The following is a 15,478-nucleotide window of genomic DNA, read 5'->3' as shown; positions in this document are numbered from 1 at the left end:
CACTACTGTTGAAACACGAACGTTGGCTTGAATATCTTCAACTCCAGGAATTGTTGAACTGCTATTGCGGCTCCCTTCTCGGCTGGTCCACCCGTTGCGGTTATCAAGCCAGCAAACAACGGGCCTTTCCCTCCCTTTTTCGCGGCAACGCCGTTGAACAAAGTCGAGCGGGCATCGAGGACTTCATCGATGATACCGGTCTTGTCCAGAAACAGGCCCACCGTAAGCTTATGGACGTCCTTGCGCGACGCGGATGCGCCGAAATTTGCGTCCGCCACCTGGAAGGTCCCGCCAACGGGAGAAAAAGTCACCTTGGGAGTTACCGAGCCGCCGATGGTGGTCTCGAAGTCAAGCTGATCCACCATCGTCGGCGGCCCCTTTGCGTCTACTGCGGTGATGTCCTTTTGTCCGTCGGCGCTGAGATTCCCAAAAAGCGTTAGTTGCACGAAATCGTGGATCACCCTGCGCATGCCAACGTTACCGGTGATCGGATACGCGATGTTTGCTTCCACAATAGATTTTGTGCAGTAACTGTCCGGAACGGTAGTGACCAATCCGAAGAAAGTGTCCGTGATCGTGAAATAGCGCTGGTTCTGCCGCGTTCTGTCGAAGTTGCCTTTCGCCTGAAGCGAGGGCAGGGTCATGATCGGCAGCGGGCGAAGAAAGTTTACTTCCGAACCGAGATTATTGGTCTCCGTTCCGGTCAAATCGAAATTATACGCGACGCCCGTGTGGAGCATTAAATCCACGACATAACGTGCAAACCCCGTTAGCGAGGTGGATTTGAAGCCCCCGATTGACGTCGGGTCTGCTTCATAAGCCTCCTTAGCCTTCAGGCCGATCGCGTGTGAATTGTCGTCGACCTTCTGAAAGGTACGGCCATTCGCCAGCACGATCACATGGTGATTTTTTTCGTTCGTTAGGAAAGTAAGGATCGAGTCGATGACCGCTTGGCGCGTTTCGCAACGAATTTGCCTAACTATGGTATAGGTTGATACGTGAGCGAAGTCGTCCGGCAACGGATGAATAGCGCACCCGCTGATGATCAAAGTAAAAAACACAATAGCAATCGCACGCCGGCAATTCGCGAAATCTCGCGCCAACATAACCCGCCCCCAAAATTTCCCCGGGGCGATTATGCATGGAATCAAATCCACCGAAAGTTGAATCTTTGATGCAGGTCTCCTGCGATTGATCCAGCACGAAGCTTGACCAATTTTGCACGGCAGGGATCGCAGTTATCCCCGTTGCGACCGATGCAAGATGTTACCTTAGTCTGGCCCGCGCCGGCGGTCCGTACGCCTCGCCGTCCTGCGCTGCTTTCGGCTCCCGATCCCCCGCGAGCACGCGCTGCACCGAGACGAAGAACACCGGCACCATCAGGAGCGCCAGGATCACCACGGCGATCATGCCGCCCATCACGACGCTGCCGAGCGCTTGCTGGCTGGCGCCGCCGGCGCCGTGGGCGATGGCCATCGGCAGCACGCCGCAGATGAAGGCAAGGCCCGTCATCAGGATCGGGCGGAAGCGCAGGCGGCAGGCCTCAACGGTGGCTTCCACCAGCGGCTTGCCTTCTTTGCGCAGATCCTTGGCGAACTCGATGATGAGGATCGCGTCCTTTGCCGCAAGGCCGATGATGGTGATCAGGCCGACGGTGAAATAGACGTCGTTCGGCAGGCCGCGCAGCATCGCTGCGATCACGGCACCGACGATGCCGAGCGGCACGGTGAGCAACACCGCGAGCGGAATGGTCCAGCTCTCATAGAGCGCGGCGAGACACAGGAACACCACGAAGATCGAGAGCGCGAGCAGGAACGGCGCCTGCGAGCCTGACAACTTTTCCTGCAGCGACTGGCCGGTCCATTCATAGCCGAAGCCGCGCGGCAGCTTGCCCGCGAGCCGCTCCATCTCGGCGATGGCATCGCCCGAGGTGAAGCCGGGCCTGGCTTCGCCGGAGATGCGCACCGCGGGATAGTAGTTGAAGCCGGCGATCTGCGTCGGGCCGCGCGCCCATTCCACCGTGGCGAAGGAGGAGAACGGCACGAGCTGGCCGCGGCTGTTCTTGACGTTGTAATTGAGGATGTCTTCGGTCCGCATGCGGTCTCGGCTATCTGCCTGCACCACAACGCGCTGCATGCGGCCGCGGTTCGGGAAGTCGTTGATGTAGTTCGAGCCGAGATTGGTCGAGATCGTGTTGTTGATGTCCTCGAAGGTGACGCCGAAGGCGCCGGCCTTCTCGCGGTCGATGACGAGATTGACCACGCCCGCCTCGGGCAGGCCCTCGATATAGACCTTCTGCAGCACCGGGCTCGCATTGGCCTCCGCGATGAGCTGGTCGGCGGCGCGCATCAGGGCCGGATAGCCCTTCTGGCCGCGATCCTGCAGACGGAACGAGAAACCGGAGGAATTGCCGAGATTGTCGATCGGCGGCGGCTGCAGCGCGGAGATTTTTGCGTCGCGGACCGACGCCCCCAGATCGCGGTTGATGTCATTGACGATCGCAGCAGCTGACTCGTTCGGACCGCGCTCCGACCAGTCCTTCAAGGTGATGAAGGCCTGCGCGGTGTTCATGCCCTGGCCGGAGAAGCTGAAGCCGGTGAGGAAGGTGACGTTGTCGACGCCCGGCCGCTGCGCCAGATATTTTTCCACCTTCTCGATCACAGCCTCGGTGCGGCCGTAGGACGAATCCGACGGCGTCTGCACGTCGGTGGTGACAAAGCCCTGGTCGTCGATGGGCAGGAAGCCGCCCGGCAGGTTGACGAAGGCCCAGGAGAGACCAATCAGCAGCGCGACATAGACCAGCATCAGGCGGCCGGTGCGCTTCAGCGAAAAGCCGACGGTGCTCGCGTAGCGAAACCGGCAGGCCTCGAGCAGATGATTGAACCGGCTGAACACGAAATTTGTCGAGTGGCCGTGCCCCTTGGCAACGGGCTTGAGCAGCGTCGCACACAGCGCCGGCGTCAGCGACAGCGCCAGGAAGGCGGAGAAGCCGATCGCGGCGACCATGGTCACCGAGAACTGGCGGTAGATGATGCCGACCGAGCCGGGGAAGAACGCCATCGGCACGAACACCGCCATCAGCACCAGCGTGATGCCGATGATGGCGCCGGTGATCTGCGACATCGCCTTGCGCGTCGCTTCCTTCGGCAACAGGCCTTCCTCGGCCATGATGCGTTCGACGTTCTCGACCACGACGATGGCGTCGTCGACGAGGATGCCGACCGCGAGCACCATGCCGAACATCGAGAGCATGTTGATGGAGTAGCCGGCGAGCAGCAGCGTGCTGCAGGCACCCAGCAGCGCCACCGGCACCACGATGGTCGGGATGATGGTGTAGCGGATGTTCTGCAGGAACAGGAACATCACCACGAACACCAGCACCACGGCCTCGAACAGCGTCGTCAGTACCTTCTTGATCGAGGCCTCGACCACGGGCGTGATGTTGTAGGGGATCTCGTAGGCGATGTTGGCCGGGAAGAAGCGCGACAGCTCCTTCATCTTGGCCTCGACCGCGCTGGCGGTCGCCAGCGCATTGCCGGTCGGCGACATCAGCACAGAAAGACCGGCGGTCGGCTTGCCGTCGAGGCGGGTGTTGAACTGATAGCTGAGGCCGCCGACCTCGATGCGCGCGACGTCGCGCAGGCGCACGGTCGAACCGTCGGCATTGGCGCGCAGGATGATGGCGCCGAATTCGTCCGGCGAGGAGAGCTGGCCCTTGACCAGCACCAGCGCCGAGGTGCGCTGGCTCGAGGTCGACGGCTCGGCGCCGATGCTGCCCGAGGCCACCTGCGCATTCTGTGCAGCGATGGCCTTGTTGACGTCGTCGGCGGTCAGCCCGTAGCCGACCAGTTTTGCGGGATCGACCCACACACGAAGACTGCGCTCGGTCGAATAGAGCGTGGCGCGGCCGACGCCGGGAATGCGGCGGATCTCACCGAGCACGTTACGGATCATGAAATCGCCGAGGCCAACCTCATCCAGGCTGCCGTCGGTCGAGTTCAGCGTGATGATCTGCAGCACCGCGCTGGAGGCCTCCTCGATCAGGATGCCCTGCTGGATCACCGCGCGCGGCAGGCGCGCCTCGACGCGCTTGATGCGGTTCTGCACCTCGACCGAAGCCGCACTGGTATCGGTGCCCGGCTGGAAATTGGCGATGATCTCGACCTGGCCGAGCGAGTCGCTGGTCGATTCGAAATTGAGGATGCCGGAGGCGCCGTTGAGCTCCTCCTCGATCAGGCGGGTGACGCTGTTGTAGAGGTTTTCCGGCGAGGCGCCGGGATAGCTGGTCGAGATCGAGATCGAGGGCGGCGCGATGATCGGATATTGCGCGATCGGCAGCAGCGGCACCGAGATCGCGCCGATCAGACAGATGAACAGCGCGACCACCCAGGCGAAGATCGGCCTGTCGATGAAGAAACTCGCCATGGCGCGTTACCGCGTGAGCTTCTGGGCGTGGCGGTTGTCCGCGGTCGCGTCCGCTTCCGACCAGGATTGCGGCTTGACCTTGTCGCCGGCCGCGAATTTCTGGAAGCCTTCGACCACGACCTTGTCGCCGGCCTTCAGGCCTTCGGTGACGAACCAGAGTCCGTCCTGCACCGAGCCCGTGCGCACCGGCTGCACCGCGATGTGGTTGTCGTCCTTGACGACGAACACCTCGCTGCCGCCGCCGCCATTGCGCTGGATCGCCTGCTGCGGCACCGCGATCGCGTCGCTGTCGAGACCCTGGTCGATGCGGACGCGGACATACATGCCCGGCAGCAGCTCGCGCTTGGGATTGCGGAATTCGCCGCGCAGCGTCACTTGGCCGGTATGGGCGTCGACCTTGGCATCGGAGAACAGCAGCTTGCCGTCGAGCGAATAGAGCGTGTTGTCGTCGAGCACGAGCCGCACCTTGGCGGCATCGGCCGCGATGCGCTCGAGATCGCCGCTCTCGAAGGCGCGGCGGAGCTGGTTGAGCTCGGTCACCGACTGGGTGAAGTCGGCATAGATCGGATCGAGTTGCTGGATGCTGGCAAGATTGGTCTCGTTCTGCACCGCGAGCGCGCCCTCACTGACGAGGGCAGCACCGACGACGCCGTCGATCGGCGCGCGCACGGTGGCATAGTCGAGATTGAGCTTGGCGCGGGCGAGATCGGCCTTGCGACCTTCGACCTCGGCATGGGCCTGGCGTTCCGCGGCGATCGCCTTCTCGTTCTCGGCTTCCGGCGCCGCGCGATCCCTGGTGAGGGTGGCAATGCGGTGCGCCTGCTGCTTGGCCTGCATCAGCGCGGCCTCGGTCTTGGCGAGTGCCGCTTCGTTCGCCATCACCTCGACCTCGAACGGACGCGGATCGATACGGTAGAGCGGATCGCCGGCTTTCACCTCGCTGCCCTGGCGGAACAGGCGCTCGACCACGATGCCGGAAACACGCGGCCGCACATCGGAGACGCGCGTCGGCGCGATGCGGCCCGGCAGCTCGCGCACCACGGCGCGCGGTTGCGGCTTGACGACGACGATGCTGACGTCAGGATCGGCGGGCGGAGCGGCAGAGACGGCCGAGCTTGATTCGCCGCATCCTGCCAACAGCGGCGCCAGGGCCGCGAGCATCAATGCAACGCATGCCGATCGCGCACGAAGTCCTGACATGAAGTTAAGTGCCCCGATATTGTTGAAACTGCCGACGCGCCGCGCCAGCCCGTTCTGGGCGATCTGCGCGCGGTTGATGCCGTCAAAATAGAATGGACTTGCTGCGACGCAACGCATGCTGCGGGCGGCTCAATGTCACACGGCCTATCGTGCTGACATGTTGAGGTTTTTTGGGACTCACCGGATTGTGAGTCGGGTTCCATCAGCGGGTGCTGCGACAGAAGATCGCAATCACTCGGCGGGGATTGACTTCGGGTTGAATCGGTTGAGCCGCGCCATCTCCGCATATGGCGTTTGATGCTCACTCACCCCGTCTTGTCCTGCTGTAAACTATGGTTTACAGTGCCATTCGTGGTCGATGTTGTCCAGACAGAGGCATTTCGAGGCTGGCTTGCCGGGTTACGCGACCGTCGCGCAGTTGCGCGCATCGCAAGCCGAATTGCATTGATCGAACGCGGCACGCTTGGCGACGTGAAATCTTTAGGCGCGGGCCTGTCTGAATTCAGAGTCGACTACGGCCCGGGATACCGTCTCTATGCGACGCAACGCGGAGCCGTGACGGTCATCCTGCTCTGCGGTGGCGACAAGCGAAAACAACATGCGGACATCAAGCGGGCGCGGGCGATGCTTGCGGAACTGGAGTAGTGCAATGGCGCTGAGAACAACACCATTTGATGCGGCGGAATATTTGGATACGCCGGAAGCACAAGCCGAATTCATTACAGCAGCGCTGGAGACTAGCGACGCGGCATTCATCCGGGACGCTGTGAATACGGTTGCGCGGGCCCGCGGCATGAGTGAGATAGCAAAATCTACAGGGCTAAGCCGCGAAGGGCTATACAAGGCACTCGGCGAGGCCGGCAATCCGGAGTTTTCGACAATGCTGGGGGTGTTGCGCGCGCTTGGTTTAGGTCTAAGTGCGCGTCCCTTACCCAGAAAGCCCGGCAAGCCGCGCAAGTCAGCCAAGACGCGAGCCCGCAAGGCTGCTTAGACTCAACGCTCGGCGGCCTTCATCCGGTAGTGGCTGACACCCCATTCTGTTCCGCCGGCATAGCCGAACAGGCCTGATGTCGCGAGGCAGAACCAGCGCCAGCGCCGCATCCAAAGACCGGTGTCGTCGCCATAGACCTCGCGCACGGCCGCCTCGATCGTCTCGCGATGCGCGTCGAAATTGGCGAGCCAGTCGTTGGCGGTGCGCTGATAATGCGTGCCGCTCCAACACCACTCCTTCTCGACCGTGAAGATGTCGTCGAATTGCCTGACAAGGTGATGGCTCGCCATCAGCCCGCCGGTGAAGACGTGCTGCCCGATCCAGTCCTCGCGATCGGCCCGGTCGAACAGGTGGGAGCCGGTGCGATGGGTGGCGATGTGCATGAAGAAGCGCCCCTCGGGCTCAAGCCATGACCGCAGGCGCGTCATCAGCTTGCGCCAGTTCATCATGCGCTCGAAGGTCTCGACCGCGACGATGCGATCGAACTGCCCCTCCGGCGCGAACGCGTTCATATCGGCGATGACCACGCGCAGATTCGACAGCCCGCGCAGCCGCGCCTCCTCCTCGATCAAGGCGCGCTGAGCCTGCGAGTTCGACACCGCGGTCACCGTCGCGTTCGGAAACTGCCGCGCCATCCACAGCGACAGCGAGCCCCAGCCGCAGCCGAGCTCGAGGATGGCCTGGCTATCGGCGAGACCGGCATGCTCGACGGTCTGGCGCAGCGCCTCCTCCTCCGCCTCCTGCAGGGTGGTCGCGTCCGCCTTATAGAAGCAGCATGAGTATTTGCGGTTGGGGCCGAGCACCTTCGCGACGAAGGATGCTGGCGCCTCGTCGTGCCCGGCGTCCCCGGCGATCGGCCGCAGCAGCATCCGCCCGGCGAAGGCGGCATCGTCGGCCGCGTCCAATGCCGACAGCCGCGTCGCCGCGCGGGAGCACAGGCGCTGGATCGCCGCGCGGATCACGACGTCCGGCAGCGGCACGCGTTCGGCGGTCCCGATGATTGCGGAAACGACGCTCATGCGACCACTCCCTTCTCAGGTCTCGTGGGGCGGCAGAGGGAAGAACGGGCAGGTGCCGGCGACAGCCGGGGCAGCCACAGGACAGCGGCGGCCTGCGGGTGTCTTGCAAATGACACGTTATCAAAGCGCGGTTTCCGCTTCGGGTTCCGAAAGCTCTCCACAAATCGGCGTATCCGGCGCTTTTTTTGGGCCGGGCCTGTGCCATAGTGCGCCCCGCAATCACGTTCGTAACGGATGATACCGGCCATGCCGTCTGGCGCCTCGCCCCGCTCCTCCATCGACATCGAATATACCAAGCTGTCCTCGCCCAGCGTCTTCCTGGTGCGGATGCTGGTTTTCCTGGTGCTCTGCACCCTGGTCGGCGTGGTGCTCTACAAGCAGATCATCCAGGCCTTCTTCGCCAATCCCGGGCTCAACGCCCTGATCGGCGGCGTCCTGTTCATCGGCATCATCCTGGCCTTCCGCCAGGTCATCCGGCTCTACCCTGAAGTGTCCTGGGTCAACAATTTCCGCATCGCCGATCCCGGCCTTGCCCCCGCCCGGCACCCCAAACTGCTGGCGCCGATGGCGATGATCCTGGGCGGCGAGCGCACCGGGCGGATGACCATCACCCAGACCACCATGCGGCACCTGCTCGATTCGATCGCGACCCGCCTGGACGAGGCCCGGGACATCTCCCGCTACATGACCGGCCTGCTGGTTTTCCTCGGCCTGCTCGGCACCTTCTGGGGCCTGATCGAGACCGTCGGCTCGGTCGGCAAGGTGATCGACGGGCTCAAGGTCGGCGGCGATTCCGGGGCGCTGTTCGACACGCTGAAGGAGGGCCTCGCCGCCCCGCTCGGCGGCATGGGCATCTCGTTCTCGAGCTCCCTATTCGGCCTCGCCGGCTCGCTGATTCTCGGCTTCCTCGATCTGCAATCGAGCCAGGCGCAGAACCGCTTCTACACCGACCTCGAGGACTGGCTCGCCACCACCGTGCGCGAATATGGCCGCGGCGAGGTGCCGGTCGCAGCCTCTGGCGGCGGCGTTGCCAGCGGCGAGCTTCAGGCCGCCGTCGAGCGCCTGCGCTCCGTGCTCGAGGAAGGCAGCTCCAGCCGCGGCACCACGGCGGCGATGGCGAGCCTTGCCGAAGCCATCCAGGCGCTGGTCTCGCACATGCGCACCGAGCAGCAGATGATCCGCGAATGGGCCGACGGCCAGGGCGAGCAGAACCGCGAGATCCGGCGCCTGCTGGAACGGATCGCGCGCCAGCCCGAGAAGGGTTAGCGACATGGCACTAGCGCGCGGCCGCCGCAGCGAAGGCGCCTTCAACTACTGGCCCGGCTTCGTCGACGCACTGTCGACGCTGGTGCTGTCGATCGTGTTCCTGCTGTCGGTGTTTTTGGTGGTGCAGTTCTTCCTGTCGCAGGAGGTGACCGGCAAGGACAAGGCGCTGGAGCTGCTCAACGCCAAGATCGCCCAGCTCAACGAGCTGCTGTCGCTGGAGAAGCTCGGCAAGCTCACGCTCGACGACCAGGTCTCGCAGCTGAGGGCCGGCCTTGCCTCGGCCGAGTCCGAGCGCGACCGTATCAAGGGCCTCTATGACGGCCTGGCGGCCGCCGGCAACGACGCGCAAGGAAAGACCACCGAGCTCGGCAAGGCGCTGGACTCCGAGAAGGCGGTCTCGGCGCGGGCACTGGCGCAGATCGAGGTGCTGAACCAGCAGATCAGCGCGCTGCGCCGGCAATTGGCGGCGCTGGAAGAGGCGCTCGACGCCTCCGAGAAGCGCGACAAGGAATCGCAAAATCGAATTGCGGATCTCGGCTCGCGCCTGAACGTGGCGCTGGCGCAGCGCGTGCAGGAATTGTCGCGCTACCGCTCGGAGTTCTTCGGTCGCCTGCGCGCCATCCTCGGCAACCGCCCCGACATCCGCGTGGTCGGCGACCGCTTCGTGTTCCAGTCCGAAGTGTTCTTCGACACCGGCCAGGCGACGCTGCTGCCCGAGGGCCGCGCCGAGCTCGACACCGTGGCGAATGCGCTGATCGAGCTCGACAAGAAGATCCCGAACGAGATCGCCTGGGTGCTGCGCGTCGACGGCCACACCGACGTGCGCCCCGTGAGCGGTGCGAACTTCAAGTCGAACTGGGACCTGTCCGCCGCCCGCGCCATCTCGGTGGTGCAATATCTGATCTCGCTCGGCGTGCCCGCCCAGCGCCTTGTCGCCGCCGGTTTCGGCGAATTCCAGCCGCTCGACACCGGCAACACGGAAGAGGCGTACAAGCGTAACCGCCGCATCGAGCTGAAGCTGACGGAGCGGTAGTGAGCGCGATCCACCTCCGCCCCTACCGCCCCGAGGACGAGACAGCCTCGATCGACCTCTGGCATCGAACCTGGCAGCAGGCCTATCCGCAGATCGACTTCGCCGCGCGGCTGGAATGGTGGCGCGAGCGCTGGCGCAAGGATCTGGTGCCGAAGGCGTCGATTGTCGTTGCCGAACAGGACGGCGTGCTGACCGGCTTCGTCACCATCGACGGCGAGGGTTATCTCGACCAGCTCGTGGTCGATCCCGCGCATTGGGGCTCGGATGCGGCACGGCTGCTGGTGGATGAGGCCAAGCGGCTGTCGCCGTCAGGCGTCACGCTGCTCGTCAACAAGGACAACGCCCGCGCCATCCGCTTCTACGAGCGCAACGGCTTTGCCCATGCCGGCGACGACGTGAACCCGACCTCGGGCCGGCCGGTGCTGAAGATGGTGTGGCGGGCGTGAGTCTCTCCGCCGTCGTCCCGGCGCAGGCCGGGACCCATACCGCGTGATCTATCGATTGGCGGAGGTGGCCGTACCGCGGGAAGACTCCTCACGACGAGCCTTCGCCAAACTTCTTCCTGGGGTTATGGGTCCCGGCCTGCGCCGGGACGACACCGTGATTGAGGAGGCGTTCTGAACGCCTCAGCCTCACGCCCCCTCGAACTGCAGCCTCGCCAGCCTGGCGTAAAGCCCGTTCGCGGCGACGAGCTCGGCATGCGTGCCCTGCTCGACGATCTTGCCGTGGTCCATGACCAGGATGCGGTCGCAGGACAAGACGGTTGCGAGGCGATGGGCGATTACCAGCGTGGTGCGGTGGCGCATCAATTCTTCCAGCGCGGTCTGCACCAGCGTCTCGCTTTCGGCGTCGAGCGCGGAGGTGGCTTCATCCAGCAGCAAGAGCGGCGCATCGCGCAGGATGGCCCGGGCGATGGCAATGCGCTGGCGCTGGCCGCCCGATAGCGTCACGCCACGCTCGCCGAGCGGAGTATCGAAACCTTCGGGCAGGCGGCGGATGAATTCGGCGGCGTGCGCGAGCTCGGCGGCGCGCTCGACCTCGGCATCACCAGCATCGGGCCGGCCGAAGCGGATGTTCTCGCGGGCGCTCGCGGCGAACACGTTGGATTCCTGCGGCACCAGCGCGATGCGGGAGCGGAAGTCGCGGGGGTCGGCGGACTTCACCGGCACGCCGTCGAGCGAGATCGCGCCACCACGCGGATCGTAGAAGCGCAGCAGCAGATGAAAGATCGTGCTCTTGCCGGCGCCGGAGGGACCGACGATTGCGACCTTCTCGCCGGGGCGCACGGTGAACGACACCGCGTCGAGCACGTTGACGTCGGGCCGCGCCGGATAGGCGAAGCTGACGCGGTCGAAGCCGACCTCGCCGCGCGGCGGTACCGGCAGCGCGCGCGGAGCAGCGGGCGCAGCGATCTCGGGCTGCACGTGCAAGATCTCGAACAGGCGCTCGGCAGCGCCCGAGGCCGCCGAGACCTCGCCCCAGACCTCGCTGAGCTGGCCGAGGCCGGCGGCGGCAAAGGCCGCATAGAGCACGAACTGGCCGAGCCGGCCTGGCGTGATGGCGCCGGTGAGCACGTCATGCGAACCGATCCAGAGGATCGCGACCACGCTGGCGAACACGATGAAGATGATGATGGCGGTGAGCACGGCGCGGGCCTGGGTCGAGGTGCGCGCTGCCTCATAGGCCTGCTCGACCTCGCCGCCGAAACGCTTCTCGGCAAAATTCTCGCTGGTGTAGGCCTGCACGGTGCGGATGGCGCCGACCAGCTCGCCCGCATAGGCGGACGCCTCGGCGAGCGTGTCCTGCGCATTGCGCGAGAGCCGGCGCACCCAGCGCCCGAAGGCGACCAGCGGCAGCACGATCAAGGGAATGGCGAGCAGCACGAAGCCCGACAGCTTCGGGCTGGTGATCACCATCATCGCAGCCGCGCCGAAGAACATCATCAGGTTGCGCAGCGCGATCGACACGGAGGCGCCGACGGCGGACTTGATCTGGGTGGTGTCGGCGGTGAGGCGCGAGATCAATTCGCCGCTGCGCGCGGAATCGAAGAAGGAGGGCGAGAGCGACAAGAGATGTGCGAAGACGTCACGGCGCAAATCGGCGACGATGCGCTCGCCGATCGTCATCACGAGGTAGTAGCGCGCGGCGCTCGCCAGCGCGAGCACGGCGACGACAGCGATCATCACCGAGAAGTAGCTGTTGATGAGCTCGATGCCCTCGGGCGTCAGGCCGAAATCTATCATCCGGCGCACCGCCACCGGCACCAGCAGCGTGGTCAGCGCCGCGATCGTGAGCGCGACAAAGGCGAGCGCGGCCCGGCCGCGATAACGGCTCACATAGGGCGCGAGCGCCAGCAGCGGCCGCAGCTTCGCGCGCCCCTTGGCAGGCTGCTCGATCAGCTCGGCCTCGATCGACGGGGTGTCTGCGGCATTCATTTGGGGCTGATCGACATACTGGTCATCAAGCCGTTCCACTGCGCTCATGAGATCCGACCCATTGCATGCTTTTGCTCCCAATAGGCTGGTGCAAGGGTAGTGGCAAATCCGGGATGTCCCTTAGGGGCAACCCCGGTTCGTCAGCCCGACAATGGCTTGTTTTGCCGGGGTTCGTGCGGTATAGAGCCGCCCAAATCCGTCATTCGCTAGCCACCCAAGAAGGCGCCGGGGCGCCGAGGAATTGCCATGAAAGCCGAAATTCATCCGAATTATCATACGATTACGGTCGTGATGACCGACGGAACCGAGTACCAGACCCGCTCCACCTGGGGCAAGGAAGGCGACAAGCTGCACCTCGACATCGACCCGAAGTCGCACCCGGCCTGGACCGGCGGCTCTCAGCAGCTGATGGATCGCGGCGGCCGCGTCTCGCGCTTCCAGAAGAAGTTTTCGGGCTTTCTCAAAAAGGATTGATCCGGCCCAAAAGGCTGGAGACGAAAAACGCCCCCGGGAAACCGGGGGCGTTTTTGTTTTTGGCCGTCATTCCGGGGCGCGACGAAGTCGCGAGCCCGGAATCCATAATCACGATCGGGAGTATGGATTCCGGGCCCGCGCCAAGAGGCGCGTCCCGGAATGACGACCGAGATTGTCGATAGACCTTACCGCTCGAACGCGGCCTTCAGCGCGTTGAGGTGCGGCACCAGCGGGTTGCCGATGGCGACGTGCTCGGCCGGCGGGGTGTGGATCGAGGTGTCGAGGCGGCGGACGCGGGTCTGCAGGCTCATCGAGCGATGGATCAGCTCCTGCAACTGCAAGGGCAGCTTCTCGATGGTGTCGGCGGGGCCGGGATCGGCGGCGGTCAGCTTGACCTTGGTCTTCTCGCGGTTGGCCTGCATCAATGTCATCTCGCCTTCCTTGACCGCGCGGTGCAGCAGCAGCCAGGAGGCGAGCTGCATCAGGCGGGTGGTCAGGCGCATGCTTTCGGTTGCGTAGGTGAGGCTGACAGCGCGGTCGAGCGCCTTGGCTTCGACGCGGCCGGCGCCGTCGAGATAGGCCGCGGTCTCTTCGACCAAGTCCATGCCCTCGCGGAACAGGGCACCGAACGCCGCAGAATTGGTGAAACGCTCGCTGAGTTGAACGAGAGCACCTTCGACTTGCAAACGTTCCATGGTTAACGCCCCTTACGCAACTGTTTACCCGCCCGGCTTTGGCGCCGGATTATGATGAACAAATCATTGCGCGGGCGAAGCGCGGAGTCCAGCGACAAGCGCGGATATGGTTTCCGCGGGTCTTTCCTCGGAATTCAACCGAAGGGAGACTCTTGTTTTGACGCGTTTTCTTGACGCGAACCGGTACCCACTTCGCTCGAAAACGCTTTGAAGAACGCAAAAAAGAGCCGCCGGAGACCGGCGGCTTTGAAAGTTGATAACAGGGAGGCGTCAAACAGAGTGGACAGGAGCCACTCGGTGTCCAAACGAGGACAGTTCCAGTCATAAACCCGAAAGCTTAATCGACCGTAAACGAACGAATTTTTTGAGGGTTCGTTAGCCATGTCGGCCAGCGGCCGAGTGCAGTGCGGAACAAAAGTCGGTGGTCACCCCGACACACTCCGCTGTCGTCCCGGACAAGCGTAAGCGCAGATCCGGGACCCATAACCACAGGCGGATGTGGTGACGGGGACTCGGAGTTGCCGGCCTCGCGCAACGACCTCGCCCTGGGAGTATGGGTCCCGGATCGGCGCGCGCTTGGGGCGCGCTTGTCCGGGACGACGGTGATGGTGTGGCCGCAACTACGACTTGAAGAAACTGTTCGCCGCATCGCGCGAGGCGCGCTTTTTGGTGGCGGCTTCTTCCAGTCTGGCGATCTCGGTCTTGAGCAAGGTCACGCGCTCGGTCAGCTCCTCCACTGACAAGAGTGAGAGATCCTGTCCGATTTCGTGCGTGACCTTCTTGCGCGGGCGGTCGTCGTCTTCAATCGGCATGTCGTTCCTCCTGCGTTCGCGCTCGCACACGGCTTAAGCGGTTGCCAGCTTGGGCCGCGCTGGCTAAGCAATGGCCTCGTTCCTCCTGCACCTTTGCTCAAGGACACATCATGGACAAGCTGCCAGCGCAAATGACCGTGGTCGCCATCTCCAAGCCCGGCGGACCGGAGGTGCTGGTGCCGGAACAACGCAGCCTGCCGCAGCCCGGTCCTGACGAGATCCTGGTCAAGGTGATGGCCGCCGGCGTCAACCGGCCCGACGTCGCGCAGCGCTCCGGCGCCTATCCGCCGCCGCCCGGCGCCAGCGACCTGCCCGGCCTCGAGATTGCCGGTGAAGTGGTGGCGGTCGGCAGCAATGCCAAGCGGCACAAGATCGGCGACAAGGTGATGTCGCTCGTTGCCGGCGGTGGCTATGCGCAGTACTGCATCGCCCAGGATGCCCAGGCGATGAGCGTGCCGCCGGCGCTGTCGATCAAGGAAGCCGGCGCGCTGCCGGAAACCCTGATGACGGTCTGGCACAACGTGTTCGAGCGCGGCGGCCTGAAAGCCGGCGAGACGCTGCTGATCCACGGCGGCTCCTCCGGCATCGGCACCATGGCGATCCAGCTCGCGAAAGCGTTCGGCGCAAAGGTGTTCGTCACCGTGGGATCGCAGGACAAGGTCGACGCCTGCCTCAAGCTCGGGGCCGACCGCGCCATCAACTACAAGACTGAGGACTTCGTCACTGTCGTCAAGGAAGAGACCAACAAGGCCGGCGTCAATCTGATCCTCGACATGGTCGCCGGCGACTATGTCGACCGCAACTATGACGCTGCCGCAGTCGACGGCCGCATCGTGCAGATCGCAACGCTCAACGGTCCCAAGATCACCGCCAATATTGCCAAGGTGATGGTCAAACGCCTGACCCATACCGGCTCGACACTGCGCCCCCGTAGTAATGCGGACAAGGCGGCGATGGTGGCCGCAATCGAGCAGAAAGTGATGCCGCTTTTGCGCGAAGGCCGCGTCAAACCGCTGATGGACAGCACTTTCCCGCTGGAAAAGGCAGCCGACGCCCACCGGCGCATGGAGACGAGCGCACATATTGGCAAAATTGTGTTGGAGGTCTAGGCCAGCGGCCCACAGGAGA

The 15,478-nt window shown here is 64.1% G+C and carries 14 protein-coding genes; 7 read left to right on the top strand and 7 right to left on the bottom strand.

Annotation, left to right across the window (positions count from 1 at the left end):
- Positions 1-2 precede the first annotated feature (2 nt).
- From JQ635_RS31775 to JQ635_RS31765, 3 genes are all read right to left on the bottom strand, one after another.
- Positions 3-1,106 (bottom strand): hypothetical protein, encoded by a 1,104-nt coding sequence (locus JQ635_RS31775; RefSeq protein ID WP_211413730.1) that lies wholly within the window; start codon positions 1,104-1,106, stop codon positions 3-5.
- A gap of 160 nt (positions 1,107-1,266) precedes the next feature.
- The gene (locus JQ635_RS31770) at positions 1,267-4,425 is read right to left on the bottom strand and encodes a multidrug efflux RND transporter permease subunit (RefSeq protein ID WP_211413729.1); all 3,159 of its coding nucleotides are present in this window, start codon (positions 4,423-4,425) and stop codon (positions 1,267-1,269) included.
- Between the two features lie 6 nt (positions 4,426-4,431).
- Positions 4,432-5,625, bottom strand: a complete 1,194-nt coding sequence (locus JQ635_RS31765; RefSeq protein WP_211413790.1) for an efflux RND transporter periplasmic adaptor subunit — start codon at positions 5,623-5,625, stop codon at positions 4,432-4,434.
- A gap of 351 nt (positions 5,626-5,976) precedes the next feature.
- On the opposite strand from JQ635_RS31765, the gene JQ635_RS31760 reads away from it, so the two are divergent.
- On the top strand, positions 5,977-6,270 hold the full coding sequence (locus JQ635_RS31760) for a type II toxin-antitoxin system RelE/ParE family toxin (RefSeq protein ID WP_211413728.1): 294 nt from the start codon (positions 5,977-5,979) through the stop codon (positions 6,268-6,270).
- 4 nt (positions 6,271-6,274) lie between these two features.
- Positions 6,275-6,616 carry an addiction module antidote protein gene (locus tag JQ635_RS31755; protein ID WP_211413727.1) on the top strand — a complete coding sequence of 114 codons (342 nt, stop codon included), beginning with the start codon at positions 6,275-6,277 and terminating at the stop codon, positions 6,614-6,616.
- A gap of 2 nt (positions 6,617-6,618) precedes the next feature.
- Here JQ635_RS31755 and JQ635_RS31750 read toward each other — a convergent pair whose 3' ends face one another.
- Positions 6,619-7,635, bottom strand: coding sequence for an SAM-dependent methyltransferase (locus tag JQ635_RS31750; protein ID WP_211413726.1), 1,017 nt, complete (start codon positions 7,633-7,635; stop codon positions 6,619-6,621).
- A gap of 246 nt (positions 7,636-7,881) precedes the next feature.
- On the opposite strand from JQ635_RS31750, the gene JQ635_RS31745 reads away from it, so the two are divergent.
- Genes JQ635_RS31745 through JQ635_RS31735 form a run of 3 tightly spaced genes read left to right on the top strand, consistent with a single transcriptional unit; the run spans position 7,882 to position 10,380 of the window.
- Positions 7,882-8,901: a flagellar motor protein MotA gene (locus JQ635_RS31745; RefSeq protein WP_211413725.1), complete on the top strand. Its 1,020-nt coding sequence runs from the start codon at positions 7,882-7,884 to the stop codon at positions 8,899-8,901.
- Positions 8,902-8,905: 4 nt separating this feature from the next.
- Entirely contained in the window at positions 8,906-9,934 is a 1,029-nt protein-coding gene (locus tag JQ635_RS31740; protein ID WP_211413724.1) for a peptidoglycan -binding protein, read from the top strand.
- Positions 9,934-10,380 (top strand): GNAT family N-acetyltransferase, encoded by a 447-nt coding sequence (locus JQ635_RS31735; protein ID WP_211413723.1) that lies wholly within the window; start codon positions 9,934-9,936, stop codon positions 10,378-10,380. The genes JQ635_RS31740 and JQ635_RS31735 overlap by 1 nt, the downstream gene beginning before the upstream one ends.
- A gap of 186 nt (positions 10,381-10,566) precedes the next feature.
- Here JQ635_RS31735 and JQ635_RS31730 read toward each other — a convergent pair whose 3' ends face one another.
- Positions 10,567-12,417, bottom strand: coding sequence for an ABC transporter ATP-binding protein/permease (locus JQ635_RS31730; protein ID WP_211413722.1), 1,851 nt, complete (start codon positions 12,415-12,417; stop codon positions 10,567-10,569).
- Between the two features lie 198 nt (positions 12,418-12,615).
- Here JQ635_RS31730 and rpmE point away from each other — a divergent pair, with 198 nt between their 5' ends.
- Positions 12,616-12,843, top strand: a complete 228-nt coding sequence (gene rpmE, locus JQ635_RS31725; RefSeq protein ID WP_027561139.1) for a 50S ribosomal protein L31 — start codon at positions 12,616-12,618, stop codon at positions 12,841-12,843.
- Positions 12,844-13,028: 185 nt separating this feature from the next.
- Here the strand turns inward: rpmE and JQ635_RS31720 are convergent, their stop codons facing one another.
- Entirely contained in the window at positions 13,029-13,538 is a 510-nt protein-coding gene (locus JQ635_RS31720; protein WP_211413721.1) for a DUF1465 family protein, read from the bottom strand.
- A 620-nt stretch (positions 13,539-14,158) separates the two neighbouring features.
- A complete protein-coding gene (locus tag JQ635_RS31715) occupies positions 14,159-14,350 on the bottom strand; it encodes a DUF1192 domain-containing protein (RefSeq protein ID WP_211413720.1) in 192 nt (63 codons plus the stop codon).
- A gap of 110 nt (positions 14,351-14,460) precedes the next feature.
- Between JQ635_RS31715 and JQ635_RS31710 the strand changes: the two genes are divergently transcribed.
- Positions 14,461-15,459: an NAD(P)H-quinone oxidoreductase gene (locus JQ635_RS31710; RefSeq protein WP_211413719.1), complete on the top strand. Its 999-nt coding sequence runs from the start codon at positions 14,461-14,463 to the stop codon at positions 15,457-15,459.
- The last annotated feature ends 19 nt before the right edge of the window (positions 15,460-15,478 follow it).

Source organism: Bradyrhizobium iriomotense, assembly GCF_018130765.1.
Classification (GTDB): Bacteria; Pseudomonadota; Alphaproteobacteria; order Rhizobiales; family Xanthobacteraceae; genus Bradyrhizobium; species Bradyrhizobium iriomotense_A.
This window is presented reverse-complemented; position numbering and strand designations above follow the sequence as displayed.

Coding starts and splice junctions, on each gene's coding strand:
- JQ635_RS31715 (WP_211413720.1), bottom strand. CDS start 14,350: ATGCCGATTGAAGACGACGACCGCCCGCGCAAGAAGGTCACGCACGAA.
- JQ635_RS31745 (WP_211413725.1), top strand. CDS start 7,882: ATGCCGTCTGGCGCCTCGCCCCGCTCCTCCATCGACATCGAATATACC.
- JQ635_RS31775 (WP_211413730.1), bottom strand. CDS start 1,106: ATGTTGGCGCGAGATTTCGCGAATTGCCGGCGTGCGATTGCTATTGTG.
- rpmE (WP_027561139.1), top strand. CDS start 12,616: ATGAAAGCCGAAATTCATCCGAATTATCATACGATTACGGTCGTGATG.
- JQ635_RS31740 (WP_211413724.1), top strand. CDS start 8,906: ATGGCACTAGCGCGCGGCCGCCGCAGCGAAGGCGCCTTCAACTACTGG.
- JQ635_RS31710 (WP_211413719.1), top strand. CDS start 14,461: ATGGACAAGCTGCCAGCGCAAATGACCGTGGTCGCCATCTCCAAGCCC.
- JQ635_RS31720 (WP_211413721.1), bottom strand. CDS start 13,538: ATGGAACGTTTGCAAGTCGAAGGTGCTCTCGTTCAACTCAGCGAGCGT.
- JQ635_RS31770 (WP_211413729.1), bottom strand. CDS start 4,425: ATGGCGAGTTTCTTCATCGACAGGCCGATCTTCGCCTGGGTGGTCGCG.
- JQ635_RS31755 (WP_211413727.1), top strand. CDS start 6,275: ATGGCGCTGAGAACAACACCATTTGATGCGGCGGAATATTTGGATACG.
- JQ635_RS31750 (WP_211413726.1), bottom strand. CDS start 7,635: ATGAGCGTCGTTTCCGCAATCATCGGGACCGCCGAACGCGTGCCGCTG.
- JQ635_RS31765 (WP_211413790.1), bottom strand. CDS start 5,625: ATGTCAGGACTTCGTGCGCGATCGGCATGCGTTGCATTGATGCTCGCG.
- JQ635_RS31730 (WP_211413722.1), bottom strand. CDS start 12,417: ATGAGCGCAGTGGAACGGCTTGATGACCAGTATGTCGATCAGCCCCAA.